Origin of the sequence: Arthrobacter sp. 1088 (assembly GCF_031455315.1) — a bacterium.
Classification (GTDB): Bacteria; Actinomycetota; Actinomycetes; order Actinomycetales; family Micrococcaceae; genus Arthrobacter.
In genome coordinates this window covers 293,725-316,507 of sequence record NZ_JAVDSM010000002.1, presented here as the reverse complement: position 1 = coordinate 316,507, position 22,783 = coordinate 293,725, and the positions used below count along the sequence as shown (strand labels likewise).

Below are 22,783 nucleotides of genomic sequence, written 5' to 3'. Positions count from 1 at the left end.
GCCTCTCTCTGGCCGGGCGGCGTCATCTTCACGAGCGGCCCGACCGTATTGATGTTTCGTTGACAAACTCTCCCACCATCCATACTGTTATTGCAACCGATCTCAGCAACCGATCTCATACAAGGGGGTATTGCGGTTGACTCATGTACGAACAATTATTCTTGGCGCCTCCCATTGGCACGTTCCACTCTGCGCGCAGGCTATCGCCGAAGAACACGACGTGGTTGGAGTAAGCGACGAAGATGTCTCCCGTGTGCAGGTAAAGGAACTGGCCGCTCGCTGGGAGACAGACGCTGAAGCCGATTGGCAAAAGTTGGTTGATCTTCCCGACCTAGGACTCGCGTACGTCTTTGGTCCCCACGAGGGGATGGCGGAAAAGTGCATGGCCCTGATTGAGCGGGGTATTCCGTTCGTCGTGGAAAAGCCGGTGGGCACTTCCCTCGGGGAGCTTGGCACCGTGCGCCAGGCCGCCGAAGCAGCAGGTGTGCCAGCTACTGTGCCCTTGGTTCAGCGCGGCGGCCCCACGGAGAAATGGCTTGCCAAGGCGGGTAAGCCCAGTTATCAGCGAGCTTCATTCATTGCCGGGCCGCCATCCCGGTATCTGGAGAACTCCAATCCTTGGATGCTCGATCCGGTCAAGGCCGGGGGAGGCTGCCTCGCGAACCTGGGTCCACATTTTGTCGACCTGTTCCTCCGAGGTTGCGATGAGCCGGCAGCGGACGTGGATTCCCGGCTCTCTTCGGTTCTCCACGGCCAGGCTGTTGAGGATCATGCCAGCCTCATCATCACGACGCCGGAGGGACGTGAAGCCATCGTGGAAGTTGGCTACGCATTCCCTGGCTCGCCATTGAAGCGGTATTGCAGCTTTACCTCAGTGGGCGAGGCCGGATTCGCCTCCCTTAATTCCGATGGCACAGCTACTTTCACGGCACTGGACGGAACTACGGAAATCGACGAAATCAACGTCGACAGCGACCCGCTCTACGACCCGTTTGTGCGGAACGTCGCCCGGACGCTGGAAGATGGATTCCGGGGCCTGCCGACGCTGGCCCAGCTCGAAAATGTCATGCGCCCCATTTGGCAGGCCTATGGCAACCAGCACGGAGGAAGAGAACATGCCTGACTTGAGTATCGACGTCGTCGCGAAAGCCGCCGGTGTCCATCGGTCAACCGTCTCCCGGGCGTTCTCTCGCCCAGAGGCGGTGAAGAGCGAAACACGCGAGCATATCCTCCGGGTCGCCGAAGGACTCGGCTACACGATGAGCCCACTCGCCCAGGCACTTCGACGGAAGACAAGCAACATCATTCCGCTGATCGTCCCCGACATCACCAACCCGTTCTTCGCGGAACTTGCCAAGACGATGACACAGGCAGCCGACGAGCGCGGCTACCAGCTCATGCTCTGCGTCACCAACGGCGACCCGGCCAAGACCGACGGATACTTCACCGCCATGCAGGCGATGTACGCCCCCTTCGGGATTGTGGCACCTTCGACCAAGGTCGATACCGAGGCCCTGAAACGCTTCGACTTCGGCCACAAAGTGGTGGTAATCGACCGTGTGGAAGGGGATTCCTCCGTACCAACCGTCACCGTCGACAGCCGTCAAGGGATCATGCTCGCACTTGACCACCTGCACGGCCTCGGGCATACATCGATCGGATACGTATCCGGCATCGCCGGCACACACACTGCCCAAGACCGGATGGACGCCTACCTTGAACTCACCGCCCAAAGCGGGAGCACGCCCATCGTGCTGGACAGCGGTTCAGACCTTGATGCGGGCACTCGCGGTGCAGAGCACTTCCTGGAGATGGACAATCCGCCAACGGCCATCATCGCAGCCAACGACATGGTGGCCTTCGCCGTGATCTCAGCACTGGGCGGCAGCGGTGTGAAGGTTCCGGAAGACGTCTCGGTTATCGGATTCGATGGCCTTGCTCTTGGTGCCCGGTTTAACCCTGCCCTGACAACCATCCGGCAGCCCATTGCCGACATGGGGCACATTGCCATCGAGCTGGCCGAGAAGCAAAACGTGGATGGGGCGGTTGAGCATATAGTCCTCGAGCCTGAGCTTCTGGTCCGTCGCTCCACCGCTGGACCGCGCAAATGAGCGGGGCGCAGGAACAGACGCTCCGGCGCCTGCCGGGAATACGGCACACAGACCACGTCGGTCTGACGGTTCCGAACCTTGATGAAGGCATTCGCTTCTTTGTCGAAGTCCTCGGCGCCGAGGAGCTGTACCGCTCCGAGCGCGGCCCCGATGAAGAATTCATGCCCACCAACTTCGAAGTGCCGGCAGATGCCAAGCTCACGCTTGCCATGCTGCGCTTGCCGCCGAACCTGAACATCGAGCTTTTCGAGTGGAGCAGCGCTGAGCGGCGTGAGACGCCACCGCGTCATTGCGACGCCGGTGGGCACCACTTGTGCTTCGTCGTGGATGACGTCGACGAAGCCATCGCCGTACTGCAGGAAACACCTGGCGTCAGGGTGCTCGGTGAGCGCAAGGAAGTCGCTGGCGACAGCCCACGCGTAGCTGGCAACCGCTGGACCTACTTCGTCACCCCTTGGGGGCTGCTGATGGAAATCGTGGACAGATCCCGCGTCGCAGCCCCGCCCCGGCTGGTCGGTCCTACGGACTGGACGGCAGCTCCAAACACTTCAGAAAGGACATAAACAATGCGGCTAGCGGGTCACACTCTAGGTACTCCGAACCACACCGTTCCCCAAGCACTTGGTCTCTTTCGGGCCGCAGGGCTCGATGCCGCCGAGGTCATCTACCAGGATGACTACAAGTCCGGTTTGCCCCTGGGCGACCGGCGCTCAGCAATGGAGGCGCTGAAAGCAGCCGAAGGCGAAGGCGTACCAATCGTCGGTTTGACGCCTTACACCACCGCTATCAACTCACTCGACGATGCCGAATGGCGCAATGCCGTCGACGAATTCCGTGGTGCCATTGACACCGCACAATTGCTCGGCGCTGACCGCGTCCGTGTCTACGCTGGTTCCTGGCACCCCGGAGACACCGATCACGCGGCCCGCTGGGGACAGCTGCGGAAGGCGCTGGAGACCCTTGCCCCCGTGGCCCAGCAGGCTGGCGTCCGCCTCTGCGTGGAGAACCATTTCGGCACCATGACCCAGACGGCAGCGGACACAGCGGCCCTGGTCCGGGAAATTGCCCAGCCGTCCGTCCGCGTGCTCTACGATCAGGCGAACCTCACCTTCACGCACGACGAAAACTACGAAGAAGCCTTCGCTGTTCAAGGTGACCTGATCGGTCACGTCCACGTGAAGGACCTTGTCTTCACGGATCCCAATGCGGCCTTCCGCGCCACTGAAACGGCCAGGGTCAACGCCTCAGAGCGGGCAGTCCGCTCCCGCGTTGTAGGAAGCGGTGTTGTTCCGTGGGCCCGGATCCTCGTCGCGCTGCTTCAGCACGGCTATGACGACGTGCTGAGCATCGAGCTTGAATACCGTTGGCACCCGCAAGACCTCCCTGCGCCGGAGGATGGATTCCGGGAATCCGTCGCTGTCCTGCGCTCAATGCTCGCTGATTCGGCCAAAGTAAGGAACGCCTGATGAATACCAACCGCCTCCGCGTCGGAGTTATCGGCGCCGGCAACATCGCCACCATTGCCCAGCTGCCCACCCTCGTGCAACGCGATGACATTGAGCTGGCTGCCTTGGTTTCCCGGCGTGAGGATCCCAGCAGCCTGGTCCGGCGGTGGGGCTTCAACGATGCCTACAAAACGGTGGAGGACATGCTGGCCGCGCAGGCGCTGGATGCAGTTTTCGTGTTGACCCCACGTTCCGAGCATGCCCATGCCGTCCAGCTTTGCCTCAATCACGACGTGGATGTGTTTTGCGAGAAGCCTTTGGCTCCGGCAACTGATGAAGCGGAACGTCTGGCTGATCTGGCCGACGAGCGGGGACGGATATTGATGGTTGACTTCAACCGCCGGTATGCACCCGTATACACGGCCGGCCGCGAAGTTTTTGGCGACAAAGGTGCTACTTTCTGCGTCGCCCAGAAGAACCGCCCAGGGTCCGAATACCGCGCGACTTTCGAGAACGCCATCCACATGGTCGATCTCCTACGCTGGTACTGCGGAGGCGAACCGGAACACGTGGCCGCCCATGCCGCGGGTGAGGATCCTTGGGAAGAAGACGGACTTGCAGCGACCATCCGCTTCAGCACCGGGAATACCGGCGTCCTGATGGCGGCCCGTACAGCGGGGGCATGGAACGAAAAACTGGACGCCTATGGTGACGGGAAGACGGTCGAAGTCAGGGCACCGGAAACGGTTTCCACCACCATCAACGGCGTCACGACGTCACGGGAACTGAGCGCGGAAGCATACGGCTGGGCTACGGCGACAGACACCCTCGGATTCTCGGCCGCCGTTCACCACTTCCTGGACCGGGTCGCCGACAGGGGCCAGCCGCTTACCTCAGGCCGGGAAGCCGTTCACACCCAACGTCTGCTCGATCAGATCCTTGCAGCCGCCGGCCTGCCGACAGAGGAGCAGACCGGCCGCGAATGGGCAAGCCACGCGGTAAACGCAAGCTGAACCGTTCACCTCTGCCAAAGTTGCACAGGTGTCTGGCGCGGGCGCTTTAGACGCAGTGGCCAGAGCCGCCTGTCGGATATAGGGAGGTGCGAACATAGCTCTACTTCGCCTACGAAACATGGGTGCACTGAAAGGCAAGGAAGCAGAGAAGCGGCCGCTTCGGGGGCGTGTCACCGCGCTGGCTGGAGTCCTGCTGGTTGCCTTCAGCGCGAGAGAAGCGGTCTCGGCGGTGTCCCCGCTCCTTGGCCACATAAGTGCGGACCTTCCGTTCGACGCGGTAACCACGGGGATCCTCGGGATGCTGCCGACCGCAGGCTTCGCAATGATGGGCTTCTTTGCGCTCCCGCTCGTGCGGCAATTCCAGATGGAACACCTGCTCTTGGTCGCGATCCTGTTGACAACATCAGGTCAGGTGGGCCGTGCACTTGGATGGAACGTCGTGGCATTCTTGGTGTTCACCTGCATCGCCATGCTTGGGATTGGCCTGGTCAATGTCGTGGCTCCGCCTCTACTGATGGAGTATTTTCCCGATCGGATCGGAGTTCTGGCAGCGCTGCACATCAGTCTCCTGGGTGCCAGCACGGCCATGGCCGCCCAATTCGCCATCCCTCTGGGCAATCTATATGGCTGGCGGTTCTCCATAGGTATTTGGGCTGCCCTCAGTGCGCTTGCTGCGATCCCTTGGCTGATTCTTCCGGGGGCCAAACGGAACCTAGCCCGTTCGCGGACCTCACCAGCCGATGACAGGCCGTTGCCCCCTGCGAACGCGATAAAACCATGGAGATCATCAATCGGATGGGGCACAGCGATGATCTTTGCTGGTTGCTCCAGCAACACCTTTGCGGCGCTGACTTGGCTTCCGGCGGTTCTCGTTGACAGAGGGACGGGCCCGGACGCTGCTGGATCCATGCTGGCGCTCTATTCGATCCTCGCTTTGCCGGTCGCCCTGGTTGCGCCTGTGGTTGTCGTAAGAATGCCACGCCCGCTACCGGTGGCAATCCTCTTTGTCCTCGCATTTGCCGTCGGTTATGCAGGCATAATCCTCGCCCCACCAGCCTCTGCAGCGGTCTGGGTCGTCATTGCGGGCCTGGGCCAAGGCGCTTATGCCTTTGCGTTCACCATGATCAACAAGCGGACACGAACGCAATCCGGCTCAGGAAGTTTATCCGCCTTCGCCCAGGGGACCGGCTACGCCTTCGCAAGCGTCGGCCCTTTTCTTTTCGCGCTCCTGCACAGTCCAGGGGACGGCTGGCTGCCCTCATTTGGCATGCTCGGTGCCTGGCTCGTGGTGCTTGTGGCAGGGGCAATCATGGTCAACAAGCCACGCATGCTTGATAAAGGCCCTTGACACCCTTACTGCGACACCAAATGTTGGTGTCGCCCATTAATACAACCGATCTCATCGACATTTTGAATGAACTCAAGGGAGAGATTTCATGACCTACACTTTCACTCGAGGCTTGACCTTCGCAGGACCCGCATTATGACGACGGCGGCACAGGCACCGTGCGTCGCTGTGGTGGGAGCGGCCGGCTGGGCCGGATCCCGGCATGCCCGCGCATTCGCCAAAGCCGGTGCAAATGTCACCCACCTTGTGGAGCAGGACGAGCGGGGGTTTGCGCTCGCAAAGGAGCTGGGTGCGCACTTGGTGCCCAGCGTCCTGGAGCTGCCTGATCACCTTGACCTGGTCGTCGTCGCGTTGCCAACAACCTTGCAACCGGCCATCTGTGCGGATCTGCTGAACAGGGGATTCCGGGTGCTGACTGAGAAGCCGGTGGCGGCAGATGCAGAAGGTGCTGCACTCATGGCCTCTGCTTCGGGAGTCAATGAACGGCTCATGGTGGGATACACACTCCACCAGCATCCAGGCGTTCCATCCGTATCGCAGTGGGTCAGCGACAACGACGTTATTGCCATTACTGTTCGTTCGGTTGCCCATAAGCAGAACGTTGACTCATGGCGTGCTGATCCCAAGGAGGGTGGCGTCGCGGTAGTGAACGGCATTCACGCCATAGAACTGGTTTCGTCGTGGTTCAAGGGTGCCCCGAAGGTCCTGGCCACCAGCGCCAGCAACAGCCTTTACGGATCTCCGGTGCCAGAATACGTCGTCTCCACGCTCGAATTCCCCTCTGGAGTGGTGTTCACTCTGCAGACTTACTGGTCCCCTTGGCAAGAACCCGAAGGTCTCAACCAGGGCGATTGGAGCCTGACCATCGATGTCCTTGCCAATGGCGGCCGGATGTTGTGGTCAAACGATTCCCTGCACGTGTGGGACCGGGACGGCGGCCAACAAGAGCAGACGTTCGATCCCTCTGACCTCTTCCTCCGCCAGGCGGAAGCGGCATTGAGGTTCTGTGCGGGTGAAACGCCGGCCGTTTCATTCGCCCAGGCACTCCGTGCCACAGAGATCGCCGACGCAATCCGTGCAGGGGCAGCCCCCGATGCCAGGGAGGTTCATCACGCAGCATCAGCAGAACGCGAAATAGACAAAACGCGAACCAATGGCGACCGACCGAGCAATATCGAGTAAGGAAATGAACATGACGCAAGCACCTCACGCCCCGACCACAGGAACGCCGCGGATGAGCCGCGCCCAGAGCGGAGGGAACCGATGAGCCTCAAAAACCAGGTGGTTCTGGTAACCGGATCAAGCGGAGGAATCGGCGATGCTGCAGTCAGCGCACTCACAGCCTCAGGTGCCATCGTCATCGGCGCAGACCGTTCCCCGAAAGAGGACCAGTCCCTGGAGGCATTCCATCCCCTCGACATCACCTCTGAACAACAGTGCGCAACGGTTATCCAGGACATACAAGCCAAATATGGCCGTCTTGATGTCCTCGTCCACGCAGCCGGAGTGCTCGGCCCCACACCGGACATCATGGAAACAAGCACCGAAGAGTTCGACTCCATCCTGAGGATCAATACCACCGCGACCTTCACCATGGTCCGGGAGACCGCAAAATCGATGCTTGAGACCGGCACATCCGGCGCCATCGTAGTCCTGTCCTCAGTTGCGGCCAAAGAAGCACGGCTCAACTATCTGCCCTACAACGCGAGCAAGCTTGCGGTCCTGCATATTATGTGGTCTTTCGCCGAATTGCTTGGACCCAACGGCATCTCAGTGAACGCCATTGCGCCAGGACCGGTGAACACGCCCATGTGGGCTCAATTCGCCAGGGACTCCGGCCCGGACGCAGCAGCAAACCGGGCCAAGCGGGCAGCGCAGCTACCGATGCGCCGCTTTGCCGAACCCGATGAAGTTGCCCGTGCCATCCTGTTCCTTTCTGATCCCGACAATCGCTACATCACTGGAGTGTCCCTCGACGTGGCAGGCGGAGCACATCTGGGAATAGGAACCTGACCCGCGCGCATCCTTGAGCAGATATTTCGATTCAGTCAGGAATTAGAGGAAAAATGCATACAGCAATCCGTCATCATCACACTGCTCTGCACGTTGCAGACTTGGAGCGCAGCGCCCGGTTTTACGTGGAAGGGCTGGGCTTGACCCGTTTGAATGAGTGGACCTCGGGCCCCTACGTCGGCGAGCTGTACGGCCGTCCGAACGTCAAGGTCAAAGCAATGATGCTCACAGCCGGTGATGGGACCTTTCACCTGGAGCTGGTCCAGGTTGAGGATCCTCCGCCTGCCGTTGATCCCTCGGAAGCGCAGCCTGGCACGGCACATCTTGCCTTCACGGATATTGACCTGCGCGAGGTCTACGCCAGAATGACGAAGCTCGGATACAGGGCCTTGTCCGAACCGGTCGCGCCCACGTCCGGACCGGTTGCAGGAGGTCTGCTGATCTACTTACTCGATCCGGATGGGAATCGCGTAGAACTGATTCAGCCGCCCGACTGGCGCTCGAGCGAAAATTCATAAGCGAATTGGCGGGCAGGGTGCACCCTGCCCGCCAATGTTGCATCTACCGTGGCACCACGCCCGCCTGAGGACCAATCCTCGGCGAATAGGCTACCCCTTGACACCACCTGAGGTCATGCCGGCAACGAACCAGCGCTGGAAGGCGAGGAAGATTGAGAGTACGGGGATGAAAGCCACGACGATGAATGCGGCGAAGAGTCCCCAGAAGCTACCGAAGCCGGTGGTTATGTATCGCACTATGCCGTTCTGGACGGTCTTCATGTCTTCTGTGGTGGCGAGGACGGTGCCCACAAGGAAGTCGTTCCAAACGAAGACAAAGATGAAGATTGCCACAGCAGCGATACCGGGCCGGATGAGCGGGAGGATGATGCGCCACAAAATCTGCATTCGGGAGCATCCGTCGATTGCCGCCGCTTCCTCGATTTCGACGGGTATGTTCTCGATGAAATTTCGCAGGAACAGGATGGTTTGTCCACAGATGATTGCCGTGTAGACGATGATCAGCATCGGGTAGGTGTTGATCAAGGCGGTCTTGACGAACATGGAGTACAGCGCGATGAAAACCACGATCGCCGGGACCATGGACAGGACCAGAATCCCGGTCATCAGTGTTTCCATGCGGCGGCTCCGGTACCGCGTTGCCACGTACGCTGCCGGGATGCAAATTGCCAGGGCAAGGACGATAGAGCCGACCGCATAGATGAGGGAGTTTGCGAAAAAGCGCATGTTGGTCGACGTCAGCAGGCCGATATAGCCCTCGGCAGAGAATGGGGCCGGTATCCACCTTGGAGGAAATTCCAGGGTGCTCGAGGCGGTCTTGAGCGAAGTGGACAGGATCCATGCGACCGGAGGAAGGACCACCGCGGCTGAGAGAATGACGTACGCCCAGGACGGGACCGCACGAATGACATTGCCCAGGCGTCGCTGGCGGCGCGGGGTTGTGATGCTCACAGGCTTTCCTTCCGTCGGAAGCGAATGGCGACGAGAGTCAGGACGATGTTGACGGCGAAAAGAAGGATTGCCGTTGCTGATGCTCCGGAGAGATCAAACTTGTCGAACATCTGGTTGTAGACACGCATGGACAGCGTCTCTGTAGACCCGATGGGGCCTCCTCTTGTGGTGACCAAAATGATGGTGACCATCTGCACATAGAGCATGAGAAGAACGACGACGACGGAGACGATGGTGTTGCGCAGGTAGGGCAGAGTGATATTCACGAACTGGTGCCAGATACCGCCGCCGTCTACCCTCAGGCTTTCGCGAAGCTCTTCAGGAATCGTTTGAAGGGCGCCCAGGAAGAGGAGCATGGCCTGGGGGTAGGACCACCAGGCTGTCATCAGAGTTACTGCAACAAGCGCACTGCCGGGTGATGAGAACACATCAGTAGGGCCGAATCCGAGGGATTTGGTGATAGCGGAAGCGGGACCGTAATTGGGATTGAGGAACCAGAGCCAGATTGTTCCTGCAGTGGCCTGTGACATCAGCCAAGGCAGCAGGAAGAGGCTCCGGACGGAACGCTTGAATCGGTGAAGATTGTTGAGCACGATCGCAGACAGAAGTCCGGCCGGCAAGGCGATAACCAAGGCGCCGAGCGAGAATACCAGGGTTGTCCAGATGCGGCTCGGCAGTTCGGAGTCTGAGAACAGTCGGACAAACGAATTCAGACCCGAGAATTTTCCTATCTGGTAGTAAGTCGTCTCGTGGAGGGCCGTCCACGCTGTGTAGATGAGCGGCCCCACAAAAACAAAGAGGAAGACGGCGCTGACGGGGATGACGTAGAGCCATACCATTCGATCCCTACGGACCCGGCGGATAGCATCGACGCCTGAAGGGGAAGCCACAGTCTGGCGTGTGGTGCGGGTTGGGCTTTTTGTTGACATTATCTGTGTTCCTTCCGAGGGGAGCCTGATTTGGTCAGGCTCCCCTGATATCGGGCGGCTACTTCTTGTTGGCCGCGTCCTGTGCGGAACGGATAAAGTCGTTGCCTGACGTACCGTTGAGGGTCAGTTTCTGCCCGGCTTGGGACAGACCAGTGGCAAGTGCGGTCCAGGTGTTGGAATAGGTGCGTGGCTCACTGTTGGTCTTGACGTAGGCTGCGATGTCATTTACGGTCTTTGCCTCAGGCGTGGAGAAGAACGGTTGCTGGTACGTGGCTGCCCGGGTGGGTACCTCACCGCCGGTTGCCATGAGGGCACCGGCTTCCGGCCCGGTCATGTACTCGATAAATTTCCAGGCGGCGTCGGTGTTCTTACTGCCATTGCCTATGCCCAACGTCCAGCCAATGGTGGTACCTGTCGTATCGCCGGTACTCGCTTTAGGCAAGGCCGTCCACTTAAGGTCCTTGTTCTGCGAGCCGAAGGAAACTGCTCGTTCCGTGCCCAGAACTGCCATGGCGACCGTGCCGCTCGCCATGCCGTCAGCTACTGTGCCGTAAGTGTCTGATACGACGTTGCTACCCAAAGCCTTTGCGTCCCTGAGCTTGGCAAGGAAGTTACCAAACTCGTTGCCTTTGGCTGTTGCGAAATCCGCTTTCCCATCCTTGTTCCAGATTTCCTGGTCAACCTGTGTCATGAAGCAGTTGAAGAAGGTGCTGATGATTGCCGAGTTGTCGGTGTCCGAGAAGCCGGTCCCGAAGCCGGTGAATCCTGCAGCAGCAGCTTTCCGGGCAACGTCGACAACCTGGTCGTACGTGGTGGGAACGGTCGCGCCTATCTGGTCAAGGATCTTTTGGTTGTAGTAGAGGGCGCAGGTTCGGTATTCATAGGGCACGGCAACCGGCTTGCCGTCAGGGCCGGCAAGAGTGTCGGTCGGACGCAGCCAGTCAGTCACCTTGGAAGCAGCCTCAGGCAGCGGTGCGTAGACGCCGGCTGACGCCATCTGGGGCACTACGGGAGTGAACATCTTGAAGACGTCAGGAGCCTGACCTGCTGCCGCGGCTTGCGGCAGTCTGTTCAACATGTCGCCAAGCGAAACCACAGAGAGGTTGATCTTGATATCGGGGTTTGCCGCCTCAAACTTGGCAATGTTTTCCTTGAGTGCCTTCGAGCGCGGATTCGCTTGGCTGGGATCGAGGAAGTCCCAGTAATTGAGCGTCACGGGACCTTTGGGTTCCGAAGCCGAGGGGGAGCAGCCACTGAGGGCGAGGCCGGCCACGACAGCTGTGACGAGCGCCAAGCCCCATCGCTTTTTGATCATGAATTTCTCCTGTGAACTGGGTTGCCTATGCGGGAGCATGCCGTGCTCAATCGATGCCTACCAAACGTGGGCCACCGACGATCGGGAGGAGCCAGTTGATCATCGAGTCTCTCCTTTGAGATCGGTTGCATTTTTACGAAATTAGCAGTGAGATCGGTTGCTGAGATCGGTTGCAATAAACTTAGGGCCGATGGAGGGCTCTGTCAAGGGAACCTTTGATGCGGATTTTGGAAGTGCCTGGCTCTCGATCGGCGGCCCGTGCGGCCGCTCCCGCAATGGTCGAACTCAACCAACATCCAGATTAAGGCTCCTCAGCCAGGGCCCGGGGATCCGGCTCCGCCGGTGCGGGCGATACCTTTCTACCCCCTGTTGTACGGAGCAGAGCGCGCAAGGCCTGGATCGTGTCGGCTTCGGCGGCGGTCTTGTCGTCACGGTAGCGCTTGACGCGTGCAAACCGAAGGGCGATTCCGCCCGGATAGCGGGGAGAGTGTTGGACGCCGTCGATGGCGATCTCGACCACGGTGACCGGCTCGATCCATACGGTGCCCGCAGTACGCCGCACCCCCAACTCCTGGAACTTTTCAGTCTGCCACTTCAGCAGCGCGTCGGTGATGCCCTTGAAAGTCTTGCCCACCATCACGTAATCGCCGGGTTCGCCGAACTCCCCAACAGGGTCCAAGGCTCCGAGGTGCAGGTTCGACAGCAGCCCGGCGCGTCGTCCTGACCCCCATTCGCAGGCGAGCACCACCAGGTCGTAGGTGAGCACCGGCTTTACCTTGATCCAGTTCGAACCCCGCCGCCCGGCGGCGTAGGACGAGCCCAGCGCCTTCACGACCACACCCTCATGGCCGGCGTCCAGGGCATCGCGCGAAACGCTCTCGGCAACAGCTGCATCCGCAGTTATTTTCCCTGGGATGCGGTGATCGGGGACGATCCGCTCAAGCACGCCGATTCGTGTGGCCAGCGGCTCGTCGAGAAGGTCGCGCCCGTCTACGTGCAGCACGTCGAAAAACCACGGATGCAGCAGTATGGTGCGGGCCGCGTTCGCCCCGAACCGGGACATGGTCTCCTGGAACGGTCTGGGCCCGCCGTCCTCGTCTAGTGCCAGTGTCTCGCCGTCGAGGATCACATCGCGCACCGGCAGTCCGCGCACCACCTCCACCACCTCGGGCAACCGATGGGTCACTTCGGCCAGGGTGCGGGTGAAGATATGCACGTCGTCGCCGGCACGGTGCACCTGGATGCGTGCGCCGTCGAGTTTGTATTCCACGGACGCTTCCCCCGTCGTCTCCAACGCCTCGCTGGCACTGGCCGCGGTTGCGGCGAGCATGGGTTGGACCGGACGCCCGACGATGAGGCCGACTGCGTCAAGCTGTGCCGCGGTGCCCGTGATCGCCAGCAGGGCAGTCGCGCCGAGATCGCCGGAGAGCATCGCTGCGCGGCGTACGGCCTCGACCGGGCGATCGGCGGCACGGGCAACGGCATCCGTTAATACGCCCTCAAGCGCACCGGTACGAAGTTCCCCGAGCAGCACGCCGGCGATGAAGTTCTGCTCTCGTTCTGTGGCTTCCGCCATCAGGGTCCGAAGGATGGCGGCGCGTTCTACGGTCGACCCAGCGCCTGCGGCCGCCAGCAGCCGGTCCAAGGCAGCGTCGAGGTGGGCGATGGTGAGAGTCGGCTCAGCAGCGGGCTTGCCCTTGGCCGCCCTCATGCCGCTCCAGCCGATCCCGACCCGGCCTTGGCGAGGCTTGGCCGTAAGCAAGCCGACCGCCGTCGGGATGTCCGCGGGGTCGAGGCGGAGCAGCAGACCTGCCAGTTCGTTGATCTTGGCGACCCGGGAGCGGGTGGCCGCGACGGCTTCCGAGGTCCTCACGAGCTCATCGAGCAGCATGGCACCAGTCTGTCACGGCGGCCGTCCATGAACAGCGATTAATCCCTGTCCAGAAGCGGCGCGGGCGAATGCCCGGTCCCCGGCCAATTTGCCGGCAACCCCCTGACTTGTGGAGGAATGCCTTGTATTCTCATGGCACCACACCGAACCACGGCACCACCCCCCGAACCACTTGAGACTTTCGGCAAGGAGAAATCATGCCCAGCGACGACGAAGCACAGGTTCTGTCCCAGTGGAGCCAGGAACTGGCCCGGGCGCTGCACATCCTGGATCTTGAGGTTGACCAGGAACTTGTCCTTGATCTGGCCAGGAAATCTGCAGACTCCGTGATCCATGCAGCAGCGCCGGTGACGGCTTTCATGGTCGGTTACGCTGCCGGGCTTGAAGCCGGGAAAGGAAGCCGGGGATCGGACGTTTTACCTGCCGTGGCAACTAACAAGGCGGCAGACATCGCCTTCAGGCTCTGTTCTGACCGGGCGGAAGGAAAGGGCTGGGAGCCCACAAATCAGTCGTAAGGCCGAGAACCCCTGACGGTAAGACTTGGCACAGGGGAGTACCGGACGACTCAGCCCGCGAAGCCGGTAGCCGGTAGCCGACTCTAGAACAGCGGCCAGGGGACGGCCGGCATTCCGCCGACCGGGGCCGGAAATCGTCCCGTCAGCCGGAGCCGAGCGCAGCGCGCGGTGAGCGATGCGATTTCTTCGGAAGTCAGCAGGTCCGCCAGATTCCGGCCCAGCTCGCTCTTCAGTCCTTCGATGACGCGATCGATCCCGTCGAGTTCCTCCGCTGTCAGGGCCTCTCCCAGCCATCCCCATAGCACCGTACGCAGTTTAGGTTCGCTGTGAAAGGTGAGTCCGTGGTCCACACCGTGCCGGTGCCCGTCCGTCATGGCAAGTATGTGGTTTCCTTTGCGGTCCGCGTTGTTGACCACGACGTCGAACACCGCCATACGTCTCAGCGCCGGCGAGTCCTCGTGCACGAGGGCCACCATCCGACCGTTTTCATCTTGTCCCTCGAGAACGTGTTTCCAACCTGACTCTGGCAGGTGGTCCGCTGCAATCAGGTCCACCGCGCTTTGGGCGGGCTGTTGCTCCTGCCAGAGTTGCACCATCCCTTCGCCCAGAGGACCGTCACGCAGCCAGGTGCGCGGCACGACGTTCCAGCCGAGAACCTGCGAGACCAGGTACGCGGCCACCTCCCGGTGGGCGAGGGTGCCGTCGGGAAAGTCCCATAGGGGGCTCTCGCCCGCTATTGGCTTATAGACGACCGGCACGTCGCCGATGCTGCCGAGGAATGTGGCGTTTGAGGCCGTCGTGATGCGCCCTGAAAGCGTCAGCTCGGCGGTCATCAGGTCCAGCGCCGGCATTAGACCTCGGGCAAGGTGCAGTCGTGCCCGTCCGCATCCATGGGGTAACCGCAGCGGGGGCATATCGGCCGCCCGGCGTCCACAATCTCACGGGTGCGCTTCGCGAACGCGCGGGCGGTGCCAACCGGCATTCGCACCAGCATCATTTCGGTTTCGTTAGAGCCGTCCTCAACAAGCGGTTCGTCCTCGTCGTCAGCATCAACGTCGATGAGGGGGTATGCCTCGACGACGATCTGGGCTGTGGTTGGGTCCCAATCCAAGGTCATGGCGCCGGTGCGGAACTGCTCCACAGGAGGTTCGATCGGGTCATTATCGACGAGTTCAATGGGTGTACCCGTAGGGACGCTGAAGGGGTTGCCGTCGACGGTGAGGAGCTGATCGAGCAGTTCGTCGATCTTCTCCGCGAGCAGGGCGGACTGCTGCTTCTCAAGGGCAATACTCACGATCTGCGCCCCGGTCCGCACTTGCAGGTAGAACGTGCGCGCTCCGGGAAGGCCAATGGTGCCAATGACAACCCGATCAGGCCAGGCAAACTCGTGAACGCGTGTAGGCATGCCAGTAGTTTAGGCACATGACGTTCACGTCGTCTTCTGTCCTGCACCGCCGCCCACCGGTGCATCGCCCGAACGGATGCCGTTGGACAGCCATGACAGGTCACCAGCTTCGGTATTGGTCGCATGGACGCTGGGGCGACTCGCGCTGTAGTGGATGATTGATACGGAACCGGGGCTGACGTTTATTCGCTGGAACAGGTCAAGGTGCATGCCGAGTGCGTCGGCAAGGATTGACTTGATGACGTCACCGTGGCTGACGGCCACCCACACGGCCCCTGGCCCGTTCCGGGCTTCGAAGGCAGCATCGTGGCGTCGAATCGCTGCCACGGACCTGGCCTGCATCGCGGCCATGGATTCACCGCCGGGAAAGACTACGGCGGACGGTTGCGACTGCACCATGGGCCACAAATCCTCGGTGGCGAGATCATCGAGCTTCCGGCCCTGCCACTGACCGTAATCGCATTCGGTGAGATCGGGATCGACTACTGCCTGCGGCGAGCCGGCCTGGCGATCGATGATGAGCCGGGCGGTCTGCCGGCAACGCTCAAGAGGGCTCGATACCACTCCGGCGACGGGCACAGCAGCGAGCCGGTCACCGGCCAGGGCTGCTTGATCGCACCCCAGTTGGTCCAGGCTGATGCCGTCGGCCCTACCCGCCAACAGTCCACTGGCGTTGGCTGTGGTGCGGCCATGCCGCACGAGAATTAGTGTTGCCATCCACCCAGCCTAGCCACCCTCCGCTGGTGGTGTGGACCATGCCGGGTCGCATCATTCCGGGCTCGATAAGGAAGAGAATCCTGCGGTGAACAAACAGGCTTCGGATAGGCCGAAGAGGCCTTCCCGAGCGGGACACACAGCGGTACAAAAGAGTTGAGGAGGGCATATTCGCCCTCCAACCATGGTCGACAAGGAGGTCGTGGTGTCCAATCAAAATGGTGCGGGTCCGGATCAGGGCCCCTTCCCCGCAGTTCCGCCGGGCGGACAGCCAACCCGCGAGACGCCAACCCGAGGGCCGGCGAGGCCGCTACCCTACGTTGTGGCAGGCGTACTGTTGGTCACCGCGATCGTGCTCCCACTCATGCCGCAGCTGTACTCGTTCGACGCGCCACGCCTGGGCGGTATGCCCTTCTTCTACTGGTACCAGCTGCTCTGGGTGCCCATCTCCGCAGGGCTCAGCGGGATCGCCTACTGGCTGGTCAGTACGGAGGATCGACGACGGCGGACAGCGGCCCGCGCCGGGAACCGAAACGGAGGGGACAGGCCATGAACGGACGCGAGATCAACTGGATCGCCCTCATCATCGTCATCGTGCTGTTCGTCATTGTTGCTGTTATGGGCTTCCTTGCCGCTCGGTGGCGCAAGTCGGACGAGGGGCTCCACAGCCTCGATGAATGGGGGCTGGGCGGCCGCGGCTTCGGCACGTGGATCACTTGGTTCCTGCTGGGCGGCGATCTATACACGGCCTACACCTTCGTGGCCGTGCCTGCAGCGATGTGGGCCACGGGCGCGGTGACCGGCTTCTTCGCCGTGCCGTATACGGTCGTCCTCTACCCGATCATCTTCATCATCATGAGCCGGCTGTGGTCCGTGTCCCACAGGCACGGCTACGTCACTTCGGCGGATTTCGTTGGTGGCCGGTACGGGAGCCGGTGGCTGTCGCTCGCCGTCGCCATCACCGGCATTGTGGCGACGATGCCTTACATCGCCCTCCAGCTCGTGGGCATCAAGGCCGTCCTCACGGTGCTCGGCCTCGGCAGCTCCGAGAACGTGCTGCTGACGGACCTGCCGCTCATCCTCGCATTCGTCGTGCTCGCCGCCTACACCTACACCTCAGGTTTGCGGGCGCCGGCCATGATCGCCGTCGTCAAGGACCTGCTCATCTACCTCTCCGTCATCGTGGCGGTCATCTACCTTCCGATCAAGTTCGGCGGTTGGGACACGATTTTCGGTGCGGCGGAAACCAAGCTGGGCACAGTGAACCAGGCAACGGGCAAGCCCGCCGGGGTGTTCATCCCGGGCGGCGCCAACTACTCCGCGTATTGGACCCTGGCGCTCGGCTCAGCCTTGGCCCTCTTCATGTACCCGCACTCGGTGACTGGCGTCCTCGCGTCAAAAGGCCGCAACACGATCCGACGCAACGCAGCCATCCTGCCGCTTTACTCGCTCATGCTCGGGTTCCTCGCCCTGCTGGGTTACGTGGCCATCAAAGCCGGTACCAAGCCGACTGACCTCGATGGATCGGTCAATCCCCAACTCGTGGTCCCGCAGTTGTTCCTGGACCACTTCCCGGCGTGGTTCGCCGGAGTTGCCCTCGCGGCCATTGCCATCGGTGCCCTGGTGCCGGCGGCCATCATGTCCATTGCCGCGGCGAACCTGTTCACGCGCAACGTCTACCGGGACTTCATCCGGCCCGACGTCGACCCCAAGACAGAGGCGCGCGTCTCCAAGATCGTCTCGCTGGTGGTCAAGGTTGGCGCGCTCATCTTCGTCGTCGCCATGGACCAGACCACGGCGATCAACTTGCAGCTGCTGGGCGGTATCTGGATCCTCCAGACGTTCCCGGCCGTTGTAGCCGGCCTATACACGCGATGGTTTGACCGCTGGGCGCTGCTTGTCGGATGGGCGGTAGGCATAGCCTTCGGTACCGTCTCGGCCTACAACGTCGTCAACCCGGTGACCCACGCGCATTTTGGTGGATCCGTCGCCCCCGTCCCGGGAACCGACTTCACCGTGTATATCGCCGTTACGGCCTTCGTCCTCAACCTGATCGTCGCCGCTGTCCTCACCTTGGTGCTGCGCGCGCTGAAGGTGCCGGCAGGGCCGGACAAGACCCGGCCATCGGATTATGGCGCCGATGAAACCGATCCGAAGATTGCCGAGATCGAGCGGACGCATCGCTTCGTGGAGCCGGGAGACGCGCCCCCGGTGCCGTGAGGCAGACCTGGTCGACGGCGGGGGAGGCGATGTCTCTCAGCGCACCGGAGCCGGCGCTTCCTTCCGCGGACGCCAGGTAATGGGCGATTCCGGATCGCTGAGCCGGTCCTGCAGAAGAAGTTGGTGTCGAGTCCGTCGATTCGCAGCATTCGGCTGCCTTTCGGCGATGCCAGGGTCTCGTCGGGCAGGGGAGTGATGACATTCTCGGGTATGGCCAGGAGCCGTCTTTTGGCTTAGCGCGTGTACCGCAGTCACCGGCCGGGCGGACTGCGCCCGTGAGAGTGCTAGGCCACCTGCGGTGCCCGCTTCCGTGCAGGTCCAACGGATTCGCGCAGTAAGATCCGGGAGTCAGCGAGTGCGGGTAATTCCGGCCCGGGCGCGTTGCGGGTTCGTCCGATGAGCTTCATCATGCTCCTGGCGCCCAAGGCTTCCAGGTCCATACGAACCGTCGAAAGTGAGGGGACAAGGAAGGAAGATTCCTCTACGTCGCCCCAGCCGATGACGCTGACGTCATCGGGGACTTTGAGACGGCTATCGTGGAGGGCCCTGATCACGCCAATTGCCATCTGATCGTTGGCGGCCACAACGGCTGTGACGTGTTTATGAACTGCGATTCGTTGGCCGGCCGTGTAACCGGAGGCCACGGACCAGTCGCCGGCCTCGATGCCGTGCGAGGTCAAGCCCAGTTCAATGATGGTCTGGGAGAAGACGGCCGCGCGACTACGGGCCGCCGTCCAGTCAGTTGGGCCAGCAACGTGGACGAAGTTCGAGTGACCCAGAGAGGCAAGGTGACGCACGATGGCGGCAACAGGTGCGCCGTCGACGAGCGTTCCCGGTAGCCGCAAATTGTCGTCACAGTCGCCGGCAACCACCAACGGCGGCTGGGCAAAGGACCGGTCGGAGATGGACCGCGGCAGAGGTGCGAAGGAGAGGACTCCGGCGACATCGTCGAGTGAAAACAATCGGTGGAACTGTGATTCCCTGTTCTCTTTATATGGATCCAATATAACGATCTCCACGCGATACCCATTGGCCTGGGCAGCGGCTTTGGCGCTGTTGAGCATTCTGGGTGGGACCTGGATGGAGGGTTCCGGAACGATGAAATAGATCGTGTAGGGTTCGCGGGAACGGAGAGCGCGGGCGGCGAGGTTTGGGCTGTAGTTGAGCTGGGAGAGAGCTTTTGCGACGCGCTCAGCCGTGGCAGGTCGAAGTGAGCTCCCGCCTTTGAGGTATCGAGAGACGGTTTGATGTGACACACCGGCCAACATTGCCACGTCATATAGGGTCGGCTGCCGCGATTTGGGGGCGGCTGAGGATCCGGCTGTTGGCGGAATCGTTTCTGCGGTCATCGCCATTTTGTCCTTGTACGAGCGGTGATTCACCCTGATTGGGAATTGAATTTGCGCAGAACCAGCGTGGGTGTGCGGCGAGAGCTCAGCATCATGTCCGTCAAGCCTTATCCCGTGGCTGCTTACTGGTTGATCGAAACCGACGCGGGTTGTCCAACGTGCCCGGGCGCGGCGCTGGTATGGCGGGGCACCAACTGGGGTGCAATGACATAGTGCGCCGGTTGGGTTCGGCCGCCAATACGTTCAAGCAATAAGCGTGTGCTGTTGGCTCCCGTGAGCTGGCCTGACTGGTCCACTGTGGTCAATGAGATCCGGCCGATGGCAGAGACGTAAATATTGTCGTAGCCGGCAACGGTTAGGTCTTCAGGAACGCGGAGTCCTAGCTCCTCGGCAGCACGGAGGACGCCGAGGGCAGCGATGTCCGCTCCCGCGAAAATTGCCGTCGGCCGTTCATCCCCGGACAAAACCTGTATTGCAGCGTCGTATCCGCCGATTTCCGAATAGGCAGTTTCAACGATCTCCGGGACAAGTCCATGGCGTGTCATGGCTTGCTCGTAGCCGTATCTACGGGCGGTATGCGACAAAACGAAGGGCTCAAGCCCGCCAGAGGGCATGCTGGTATGGACGATCCGCTCATGGCCGAGGGCGACCAAGTGGTCAACCATCAGGCGGGCGCCCTGATACTCGTCGTCTACGACGGTGTCAAAATTACTGGCCGTGCCATGCCTTGCCACAACTACGGTCGGGATCTTGGCGCCAAGCTCCTCCAGCCACGCAGCTTCCATCCAGGGAGCGACAAGAATAAGACCGTCGACCTGCCGGTCCATCAAGGCTTCTATGCTTCGCTTCTGACGTGAGGGTGATAAGCCACCAGCGATGAGTACCTCTTGGTATGGCGTACCTTCAAGTGCGTCGGTAATTCCCTGAACCACTTCGGGCTGGAATGGCGAACTCATCTCCACGATCATCACCCCGATCGTGTACGATTTTCCGCGCATTGCCCTGGCGCCGGCGTGCGGACGGTAACCGAGCTTTTCGATTGCCGCTGTGACACGCTCCCGCATTTGCGGGCTTACTCCGGAGGCACCCCGGATGACCTTGGACACCGCAGAGAACGACACGCCTGCTTCACTGGCAACGTCCTGAAGAGTTGCCCGGCGCGGTTTTTCCGTAGATGTGGTTCGTTTGGGTGTCACCGTCGACCCCTTCTGTCTGAGTTCATGGCTAGCTCAGTGTATCGCGCTGGACAACGTTGCACTAGACGCGCCAAAACTTCCGGGTTGGACGAAGCGAGGACGATAAACAAAAGAACGCAGAATCCCAGCAATTCCGCACTTTGCAGGGCCTCCTGTGAGCTGAGCAACAAAAGTCCCTTGACGGTGTTGAGACTCTTGGCTTAGTGTTCTTATGGACAACGTTGCACGCCCTTGCGGTCCACGTCATCGACTGGAGAATTTGGCGGCCGTTGCTGGCAGCGTTCCTGCCCTCAACAACAAAGGAGTTATTTCATGCGACGCACACGACGACGTGCCCTAGTCGCCCTTGCGGCCCCCTTGGCCGTTGGGCTCGTAGCCTTGACAGGCTGCACGAGCGGTGGCCAGACAGGCGATACGAGCGGAAGTTCAAGCAGCAAAGAAATGCTGACTCTCGGTATGACGGCTGACATTCAGGGCTGGGACCCGGGTGTTCAGCCCAGCTACCAGGGGTGGAGCGCCGACGCGGTATGGGATTCCCTGCTGCGGTGCGACAAGACGGGTAAACCGGAGGCATCGCTGGCCGACAAGTGGGAGTTCAGCGCCGATCAGAAGACGGCTACCCTCCACCTGCGCGAGGGCGTGAAGTTCTCGGACGGCACGCCTGTCGATGCTGCTGCGGTGAAGACCAACGCTGAGTACTACGCCACCGCTGGTGGAGCTTCCAGCCGTTGGGCCGGAATCACCGTCACGACCCCCGACACCCAGACTGTAGCCATTTCCTGGCCGGCTCCGAATCCGCTGCTTGCCCTGCGCATGTGCGAGTCCAAGATTGCCACCCCCGCATCCATCCAAGGCAAGAAGTTTGATGTACCGGTCGGTTCCGGTCCCTATGTCCTGGATGTTGCCAACACCACCCGAGGCTCCGTCTACACATTCACCAAGAACGACTCGTTCTGGGACAGCAGCCGCTTCCCGTACAAGAAGCTTGTCCTGAAGGTTCTGGAAGACGAGACAGCAGCGGTCAACGCCCTGAAGACGGAGCAGATCGACGGCACGATGGTGTCCTCGGCCACCCTTGAGGAAGCAAAGGGTGCAGGTGAGAACATCCAGACGCTGAAGGGCAGCAGCACCACGCGCCTGCTGATCACCGACCACCTCGGCGAGAAGATCCCGGCCCTGGGCAACCTCGACGTCCGTAAGGCCATGAACATGGTCTTTGACCGTAATGCCATGTCCGAGAAGCTGTACCAGGGGCATGCGTCGCCGGCGTTTCAGATCTTCCGTGAAGGGAGCGATGCCTATATCCCGGACATGAAGGACCCGTACCCCTTCAATGTCGACGAAGCCAAGAAGCTGATGGAAAAGGCCGGATACGCTGACGGATTCACCTTGCAGATTCCGACCATGACCGGGCAGAATCACGAAACGCTGATGCCGTACATCACCCAGCAGCTGGCCCAGATCAACATCAAGGTGGAGCAGGTTGCCCTGTCCGGACCGAACGCCATTGCCGAACTTCTCAGCGGAAAGTTCCCCGTGCCGCTGTGGCAGCTGGGCAACTACGGTGAATCCCTGCAGGACATCAGTGACTACGTCCTCAAGGACGGCATCTGGAACGTCTCCCACCAGCCGGACGCCAACGTTGACGCGCTCTGGGCCACGGTCCTGTCCGGATCCGATACCGAACGCAAGCAGGCCCAGCAGGACCTGAACAAGTACGTAACCGAGCAGGCCTGGTTCGTTCCGATGGCCTACATGGACCGTTTCTACGCATCCAACCCCAAGGTTGACGTCCAGGAATCAAGCGACTTCTCCGGTCTGCACCCGCTCCTGCGCGACTTCAAGTAACC

At 61.1% G+C, this 22,783-nt stretch carries 22 protein-coding genes; 13 read left to right on the top strand and 9 right to left on the bottom strand.

Annotated elements, in window-relative coordinates; translation table 11 throughout:
• Positions 1–136: 136 nt before the first annotated feature.
• The 9 genes from J2Y41_RS04365 to J2Y41_RS04325 all read left to right on the top strand — a co-directional run bounded on the left by J2Y41_RS04365 (position 137) and on the right by J2Y41_RS04325 (position 8,448).
• Positions 137–1,123 (top strand): Gfo/Idh/MocA family oxidoreductase, encoded by a 987-nt coding sequence (locus J2Y41_RS04365; RefSeq protein WP_309926467.1) that lies wholly within the window; start codon positions 137–139, stop codon positions 1,121–1,123.
• Entirely contained in the window at positions 1,116–2,111 is a 996-nt protein-coding gene (locus J2Y41_RS04360) for a LacI family DNA-binding transcriptional regulator (RefSeq protein WP_309926465.1), read from the top strand. Before J2Y41_RS04365 ends, J2Y41_RS04360 begins: the two co-directional genes overlap by 8 nt.
• On the top strand, positions 2,108–2,674 hold the full coding sequence (locus J2Y41_RS04355; RefSeq protein ID WP_224090044.1) for a VOC family protein: 567 nt from the start codon (positions 2,108–2,110) through the stop codon (positions 2,672–2,674). Before J2Y41_RS04360 ends, J2Y41_RS04355 begins: the two co-directional genes overlap by 4 nt.
• A 3-nt stretch (positions 2,675–2,677) precedes the next feature.
• The gene (locus J2Y41_RS04350; protein ID WP_224167399.1) at positions 2,678–3,577 is read left to right on the top strand and encodes a sugar phosphate isomerase/epimerase; all 900 of its coding nucleotides are present in this window, start codon (positions 2,678–2,680) and stop codon (positions 3,575–3,577) included.
• The gene (locus J2Y41_RS04345; protein WP_309926462.1) at positions 3,577–4,569 is read left to right on the top strand and encodes a Gfo/Idh/MocA family oxidoreductase; all 993 of its coding nucleotides are present in this window, start codon (positions 3,577–3,579) and stop codon (positions 4,567–4,569) included. Before J2Y41_RS04350 ends, J2Y41_RS04345 begins: the two co-directional genes overlap by 1 nt.
• A gap of 118 nt (positions 4,570–4,687) precedes the next feature.
• A complete protein-coding gene (locus J2Y41_RS04340) occupies positions 4,688–5,917 on the top strand; it encodes an MFS transporter (RefSeq protein WP_309926460.1) in 1,230 nt (409 codons plus the stop codon).
• 135 nt (positions 5,918–6,052) lie between these two features.
• Entirely contained in the window at positions 6,053–7,099 is a 1,047-nt protein-coding gene (locus tag J2Y41_RS04335) for a Gfo/Idh/MocA family oxidoreductase (RefSeq protein ID WP_309926451.1), read from the top strand.
• 81 nt (positions 7,100–7,180) lie between these two features.
• Positions 7,181–7,930: an SDR family NAD(P)-dependent oxidoreductase gene (locus J2Y41_RS04330; protein ID WP_224090049.1), complete on the top strand. Its 750-nt coding sequence runs from the start codon at positions 7,181–7,183 to the stop codon at positions 7,928–7,930.
• A 53-nt stretch (positions 7,931–7,983) separates the two neighbouring features.
• Complete coding sequence (locus J2Y41_RS04325) at positions 7,984–8,448, top strand: VOC family protein (protein ID WP_309926446.1); 465 nt, start codon at positions 7,984–7,986, stop codon at positions 8,446–8,448.
• Between the two features lie 90 nt (positions 8,449–8,538).
• On the opposite strand, the gene J2Y41_RS04320 is transcribed toward J2Y41_RS04325, so the two are convergent.
• The 4 genes from J2Y41_RS04320 to J2Y41_RS04305 all read right to left on the bottom strand — a co-directional run bounded on the left by J2Y41_RS04320 (position 8,539) and on the right by J2Y41_RS04305 (position 13,534).
• Positions 8,539–9,399 carry a carbohydrate ABC transporter permease gene (locus tag J2Y41_RS04320; RefSeq protein WP_224167404.1) on the bottom strand — a complete coding sequence of 287 codons (861 nt, stop codon included), beginning with the start codon at positions 9,397–9,399 and terminating at the stop codon, positions 8,539–8,541.
• Complete coding sequence (locus J2Y41_RS04315; protein WP_309926443.1) at positions 9,396–10,328, bottom strand: sugar ABC transporter permease; 933 nt, start codon at positions 10,326–10,328, stop codon at positions 9,396–9,398. Before J2Y41_RS04315 ends, J2Y41_RS04320 begins: the two co-directional genes overlap by 4 nt.
• 58 nt (positions 10,329–10,386) lie before the next feature.
• Positions 10,387–11,643 carry an extracellular solute-binding protein gene (locus J2Y41_RS04310; RefSeq protein WP_309926442.1) on the bottom strand — a complete coding sequence of 419 codons (1,257 nt, stop codon included), beginning with the start codon at positions 11,641–11,643 and terminating at the stop codon, positions 10,387–10,389.
• A gap of 301 nt (positions 11,644–11,944) precedes the next feature.
• Complete coding sequence (locus tag J2Y41_RS04305) at positions 11,945–13,534, bottom strand: ATP-dependent DNA ligase (protein WP_309926440.1); 1,590 nt, start codon at positions 13,532–13,534, stop codon at positions 11,945–11,947.
• 197 nt (positions 13,535–13,731) lie between these two features.
• Between J2Y41_RS04305 and J2Y41_RS04300 the strand changes: the two genes are divergently transcribed.
• Positions 13,732–14,049: a DUF6457 domain-containing protein gene (locus tag J2Y41_RS04300; protein WP_309926438.1), complete on the top strand. Its 318-nt coding sequence runs from the start codon at positions 13,732–13,734 to the stop codon at positions 14,047–14,049.
• Between the two features lie 83 nt (positions 14,050–14,132).
• Here the strand turns inward: J2Y41_RS04300 and J2Y41_RS04295 are convergent, their stop codons facing one another.
• The 3 genes from J2Y41_RS04295 to J2Y41_RS04285 are packed head-to-tail and all read right to left on the bottom strand — an operon-like array spanning position 14,133 to position 16,171.
• On the bottom strand, positions 14,133–14,900 hold the full coding sequence (locus J2Y41_RS04295; protein WP_224167409.1) for an SCO1664 family protein: 768 nt from the start codon (positions 14,898–14,900) through the stop codon (positions 14,133–14,135).
• Positions 14,900–15,454, bottom strand: coding sequence for a DUF3090 domain-containing protein (locus J2Y41_RS04290; RefSeq protein WP_224090060.1), 555 nt, complete (start codon positions 15,452–15,454; stop codon positions 14,900–14,902). Before J2Y41_RS04290 ends, J2Y41_RS04295 begins: the two co-directional genes overlap by 1 nt.
• A gap of 24 nt (positions 15,455–15,478) precedes the next feature.
• Positions 15,479–16,171, bottom strand: coding sequence for a histidine phosphatase family protein (locus tag J2Y41_RS04285; protein ID WP_224167411.1), 693 nt, complete (start codon positions 16,169–16,171; stop codon positions 15,479–15,481).
• Between the two features lie 202 nt (positions 16,172–16,373).
• Here J2Y41_RS04285 and J2Y41_RS04280 point away from each other — a divergent pair, with 202 nt between their 5' ends.
• Positions 16,374–16,721, top strand: coding sequence for a DUF3311 domain-containing protein (locus J2Y41_RS04280; RefSeq protein ID WP_224090062.1), 348 nt, complete (start codon positions 16,374–16,376; stop codon positions 16,719–16,721).
• Positions 16,718–18,388: a monocarboxylate uptake permease MctP gene (mctP, locus tag J2Y41_RS04275; protein WP_309926432.1), complete on the top strand. Its 1,671-nt coding sequence runs from the start codon at positions 16,718–16,720 to the stop codon at positions 18,386–18,388. The genes J2Y41_RS04280 and mctP overlap by 4 nt, the downstream gene beginning before the upstream one ends.
• 284 nt (positions 18,389–18,672) lie before the next feature.
• Here the strand turns inward: mctP and J2Y41_RS04270 are convergent, their stop codons facing one another.
• Complete coding sequence (locus J2Y41_RS04270; protein ID WP_224167413.1) at positions 18,673–19,737, bottom strand: LacI family DNA-binding transcriptional regulator; 1,065 nt, start codon at positions 19,735–19,737, stop codon at positions 18,673–18,675.
• 122 nt (positions 19,738–19,859) lie between these two features.
• Positions 19,860–20,933, bottom strand: coding sequence for a LacI family DNA-binding transcriptional regulator (locus tag J2Y41_RS04265; RefSeq protein WP_224167414.1), 1,074 nt, complete (start codon positions 20,931–20,933; stop codon positions 19,860–19,862).
• 456 nt (positions 20,934–21,389) lie between these two features.
• Here J2Y41_RS04265 and J2Y41_RS04260 point away from each other — a divergent pair, with 456 nt between their 5' ends.
• On the top strand, positions 21,390–22,781 hold the full coding sequence (locus J2Y41_RS04260) for an ABC transporter substrate-binding protein (RefSeq protein ID WP_309926428.1): 1,392 nt from the start codon (positions 21,390–21,392) through the stop codon (positions 22,779–22,781).
• The last annotated feature ends 2 nt before the right edge of the window (positions 22,782–22,783 follow it).

Coding starts and splice junctions, on each gene's coding strand:
- J2Y41_RS04360 (WP_309926465.1), top strand. CDS start 1,116: ATGCCTGACTTGAGTATCGACGTCGTCGCGAAAGCCGCCGGTGTCCAT.
- J2Y41_RS04315 (WP_309926443.1), bottom strand. CDS start 10,328: ATGTCAACAAAAAGCCCAACCCGCACCACACGCCAGACTGTGGCTTCC.
- mctP (WP_309926432.1), top strand. CDS start 16,718: ATGAACGGACGCGAGATCAACTGGATCGCCCTCATCATCGTCATCGTG.
- J2Y41_RS04295 (WP_224167409.1), bottom strand. CDS start 14,900: ATGCCGGCGCTGGACCTGATGACCGCCGAGCTGACGCTTTCAGGGCGC.
- J2Y41_RS04290 (WP_224090060.1), bottom strand. CDS start 15,454: ATGCCTACACGCGTTCACGAGTTTGCCTGGCCTGATCGGGTTGTCATT.
- J2Y41_RS04345 (WP_309926462.1), top strand. CDS start 3,577: ATGAATACCAACCGCCTCCGCGTCGGAGTTATCGGCGCCGGCAACATC.
- J2Y41_RS04355 (WP_224090044.1), top strand. CDS start 2,108: ATGAGCGGGGCGCAGGAACAGACGCTCCGGCGCCTGCCGGGAATACGG.
- J2Y41_RS04330 (WP_224090049.1), top strand. CDS start 7,181: ATGAGCCTCAAAAACCAGGTGGTTCTGGTAACCGGATCAAGCGGAGGA.
- J2Y41_RS04270 (WP_224167413.1), bottom strand. CDS start 19,737: ATGACCGCAGAAACGATTCCGCCAACAGCCGGATCCTCAGCCGCCCCC.
- J2Y41_RS04305 (WP_309926440.1), bottom strand. CDS start 13,534: ATGCTGCTCGATGAGCTCGTGAGGACCTCGGAAGCCGTCGCGGCCACC.
- J2Y41_RS04335 (WP_309926451.1), top strand. CDS start 6,053: ATGACGACGGCGGCACAGGCACCGTGCGTCGCTGTGGTGGGAGCGGCC.
- J2Y41_RS04325 (WP_309926446.1), top strand. CDS start 7,984: ATGCATACAGCAATCCGTCATCATCACACTGCTCTGCACGTTGCAGAC.
- J2Y41_RS04350 (WP_224167399.1), top strand. CDS start 2,678: ATGCGGCTAGCGGGTCACACTCTAGGTACTCCGAACCACACCGTTCCC.
- J2Y41_RS04340 (WP_309926460.1), top strand. CDS start 4,688: ATGGGTGCACTGAAAGGCAAGGAAGCAGAGAAGCGGCCGCTTCGGGGG.
- J2Y41_RS04300 (WP_309926438.1), top strand. CDS start 13,732: ATGCCCAGCGACGACGAAGCACAGGTTCTGTCCCAGTGGAGCCAGGAA.
- J2Y41_RS04285 (WP_224167411.1), bottom strand. CDS start 16,171: ATGGCAACACTAATTCTCGTGCGGCATGGCCGCACCACAGCCAACGCC.
- J2Y41_RS04260 (WP_309926428.1), top strand. CDS start 21,390: ATGACGGCTGACATTCAGGGCTGGGACCCGGGTGTTCAGCCCAGCTAC.
- J2Y41_RS04310 (WP_309926442.1), bottom strand. CDS start 11,643: ATGATCAAAAAGCGATGGGGCTTGGCGCTCGTCACAGCTGTCGTGGCC.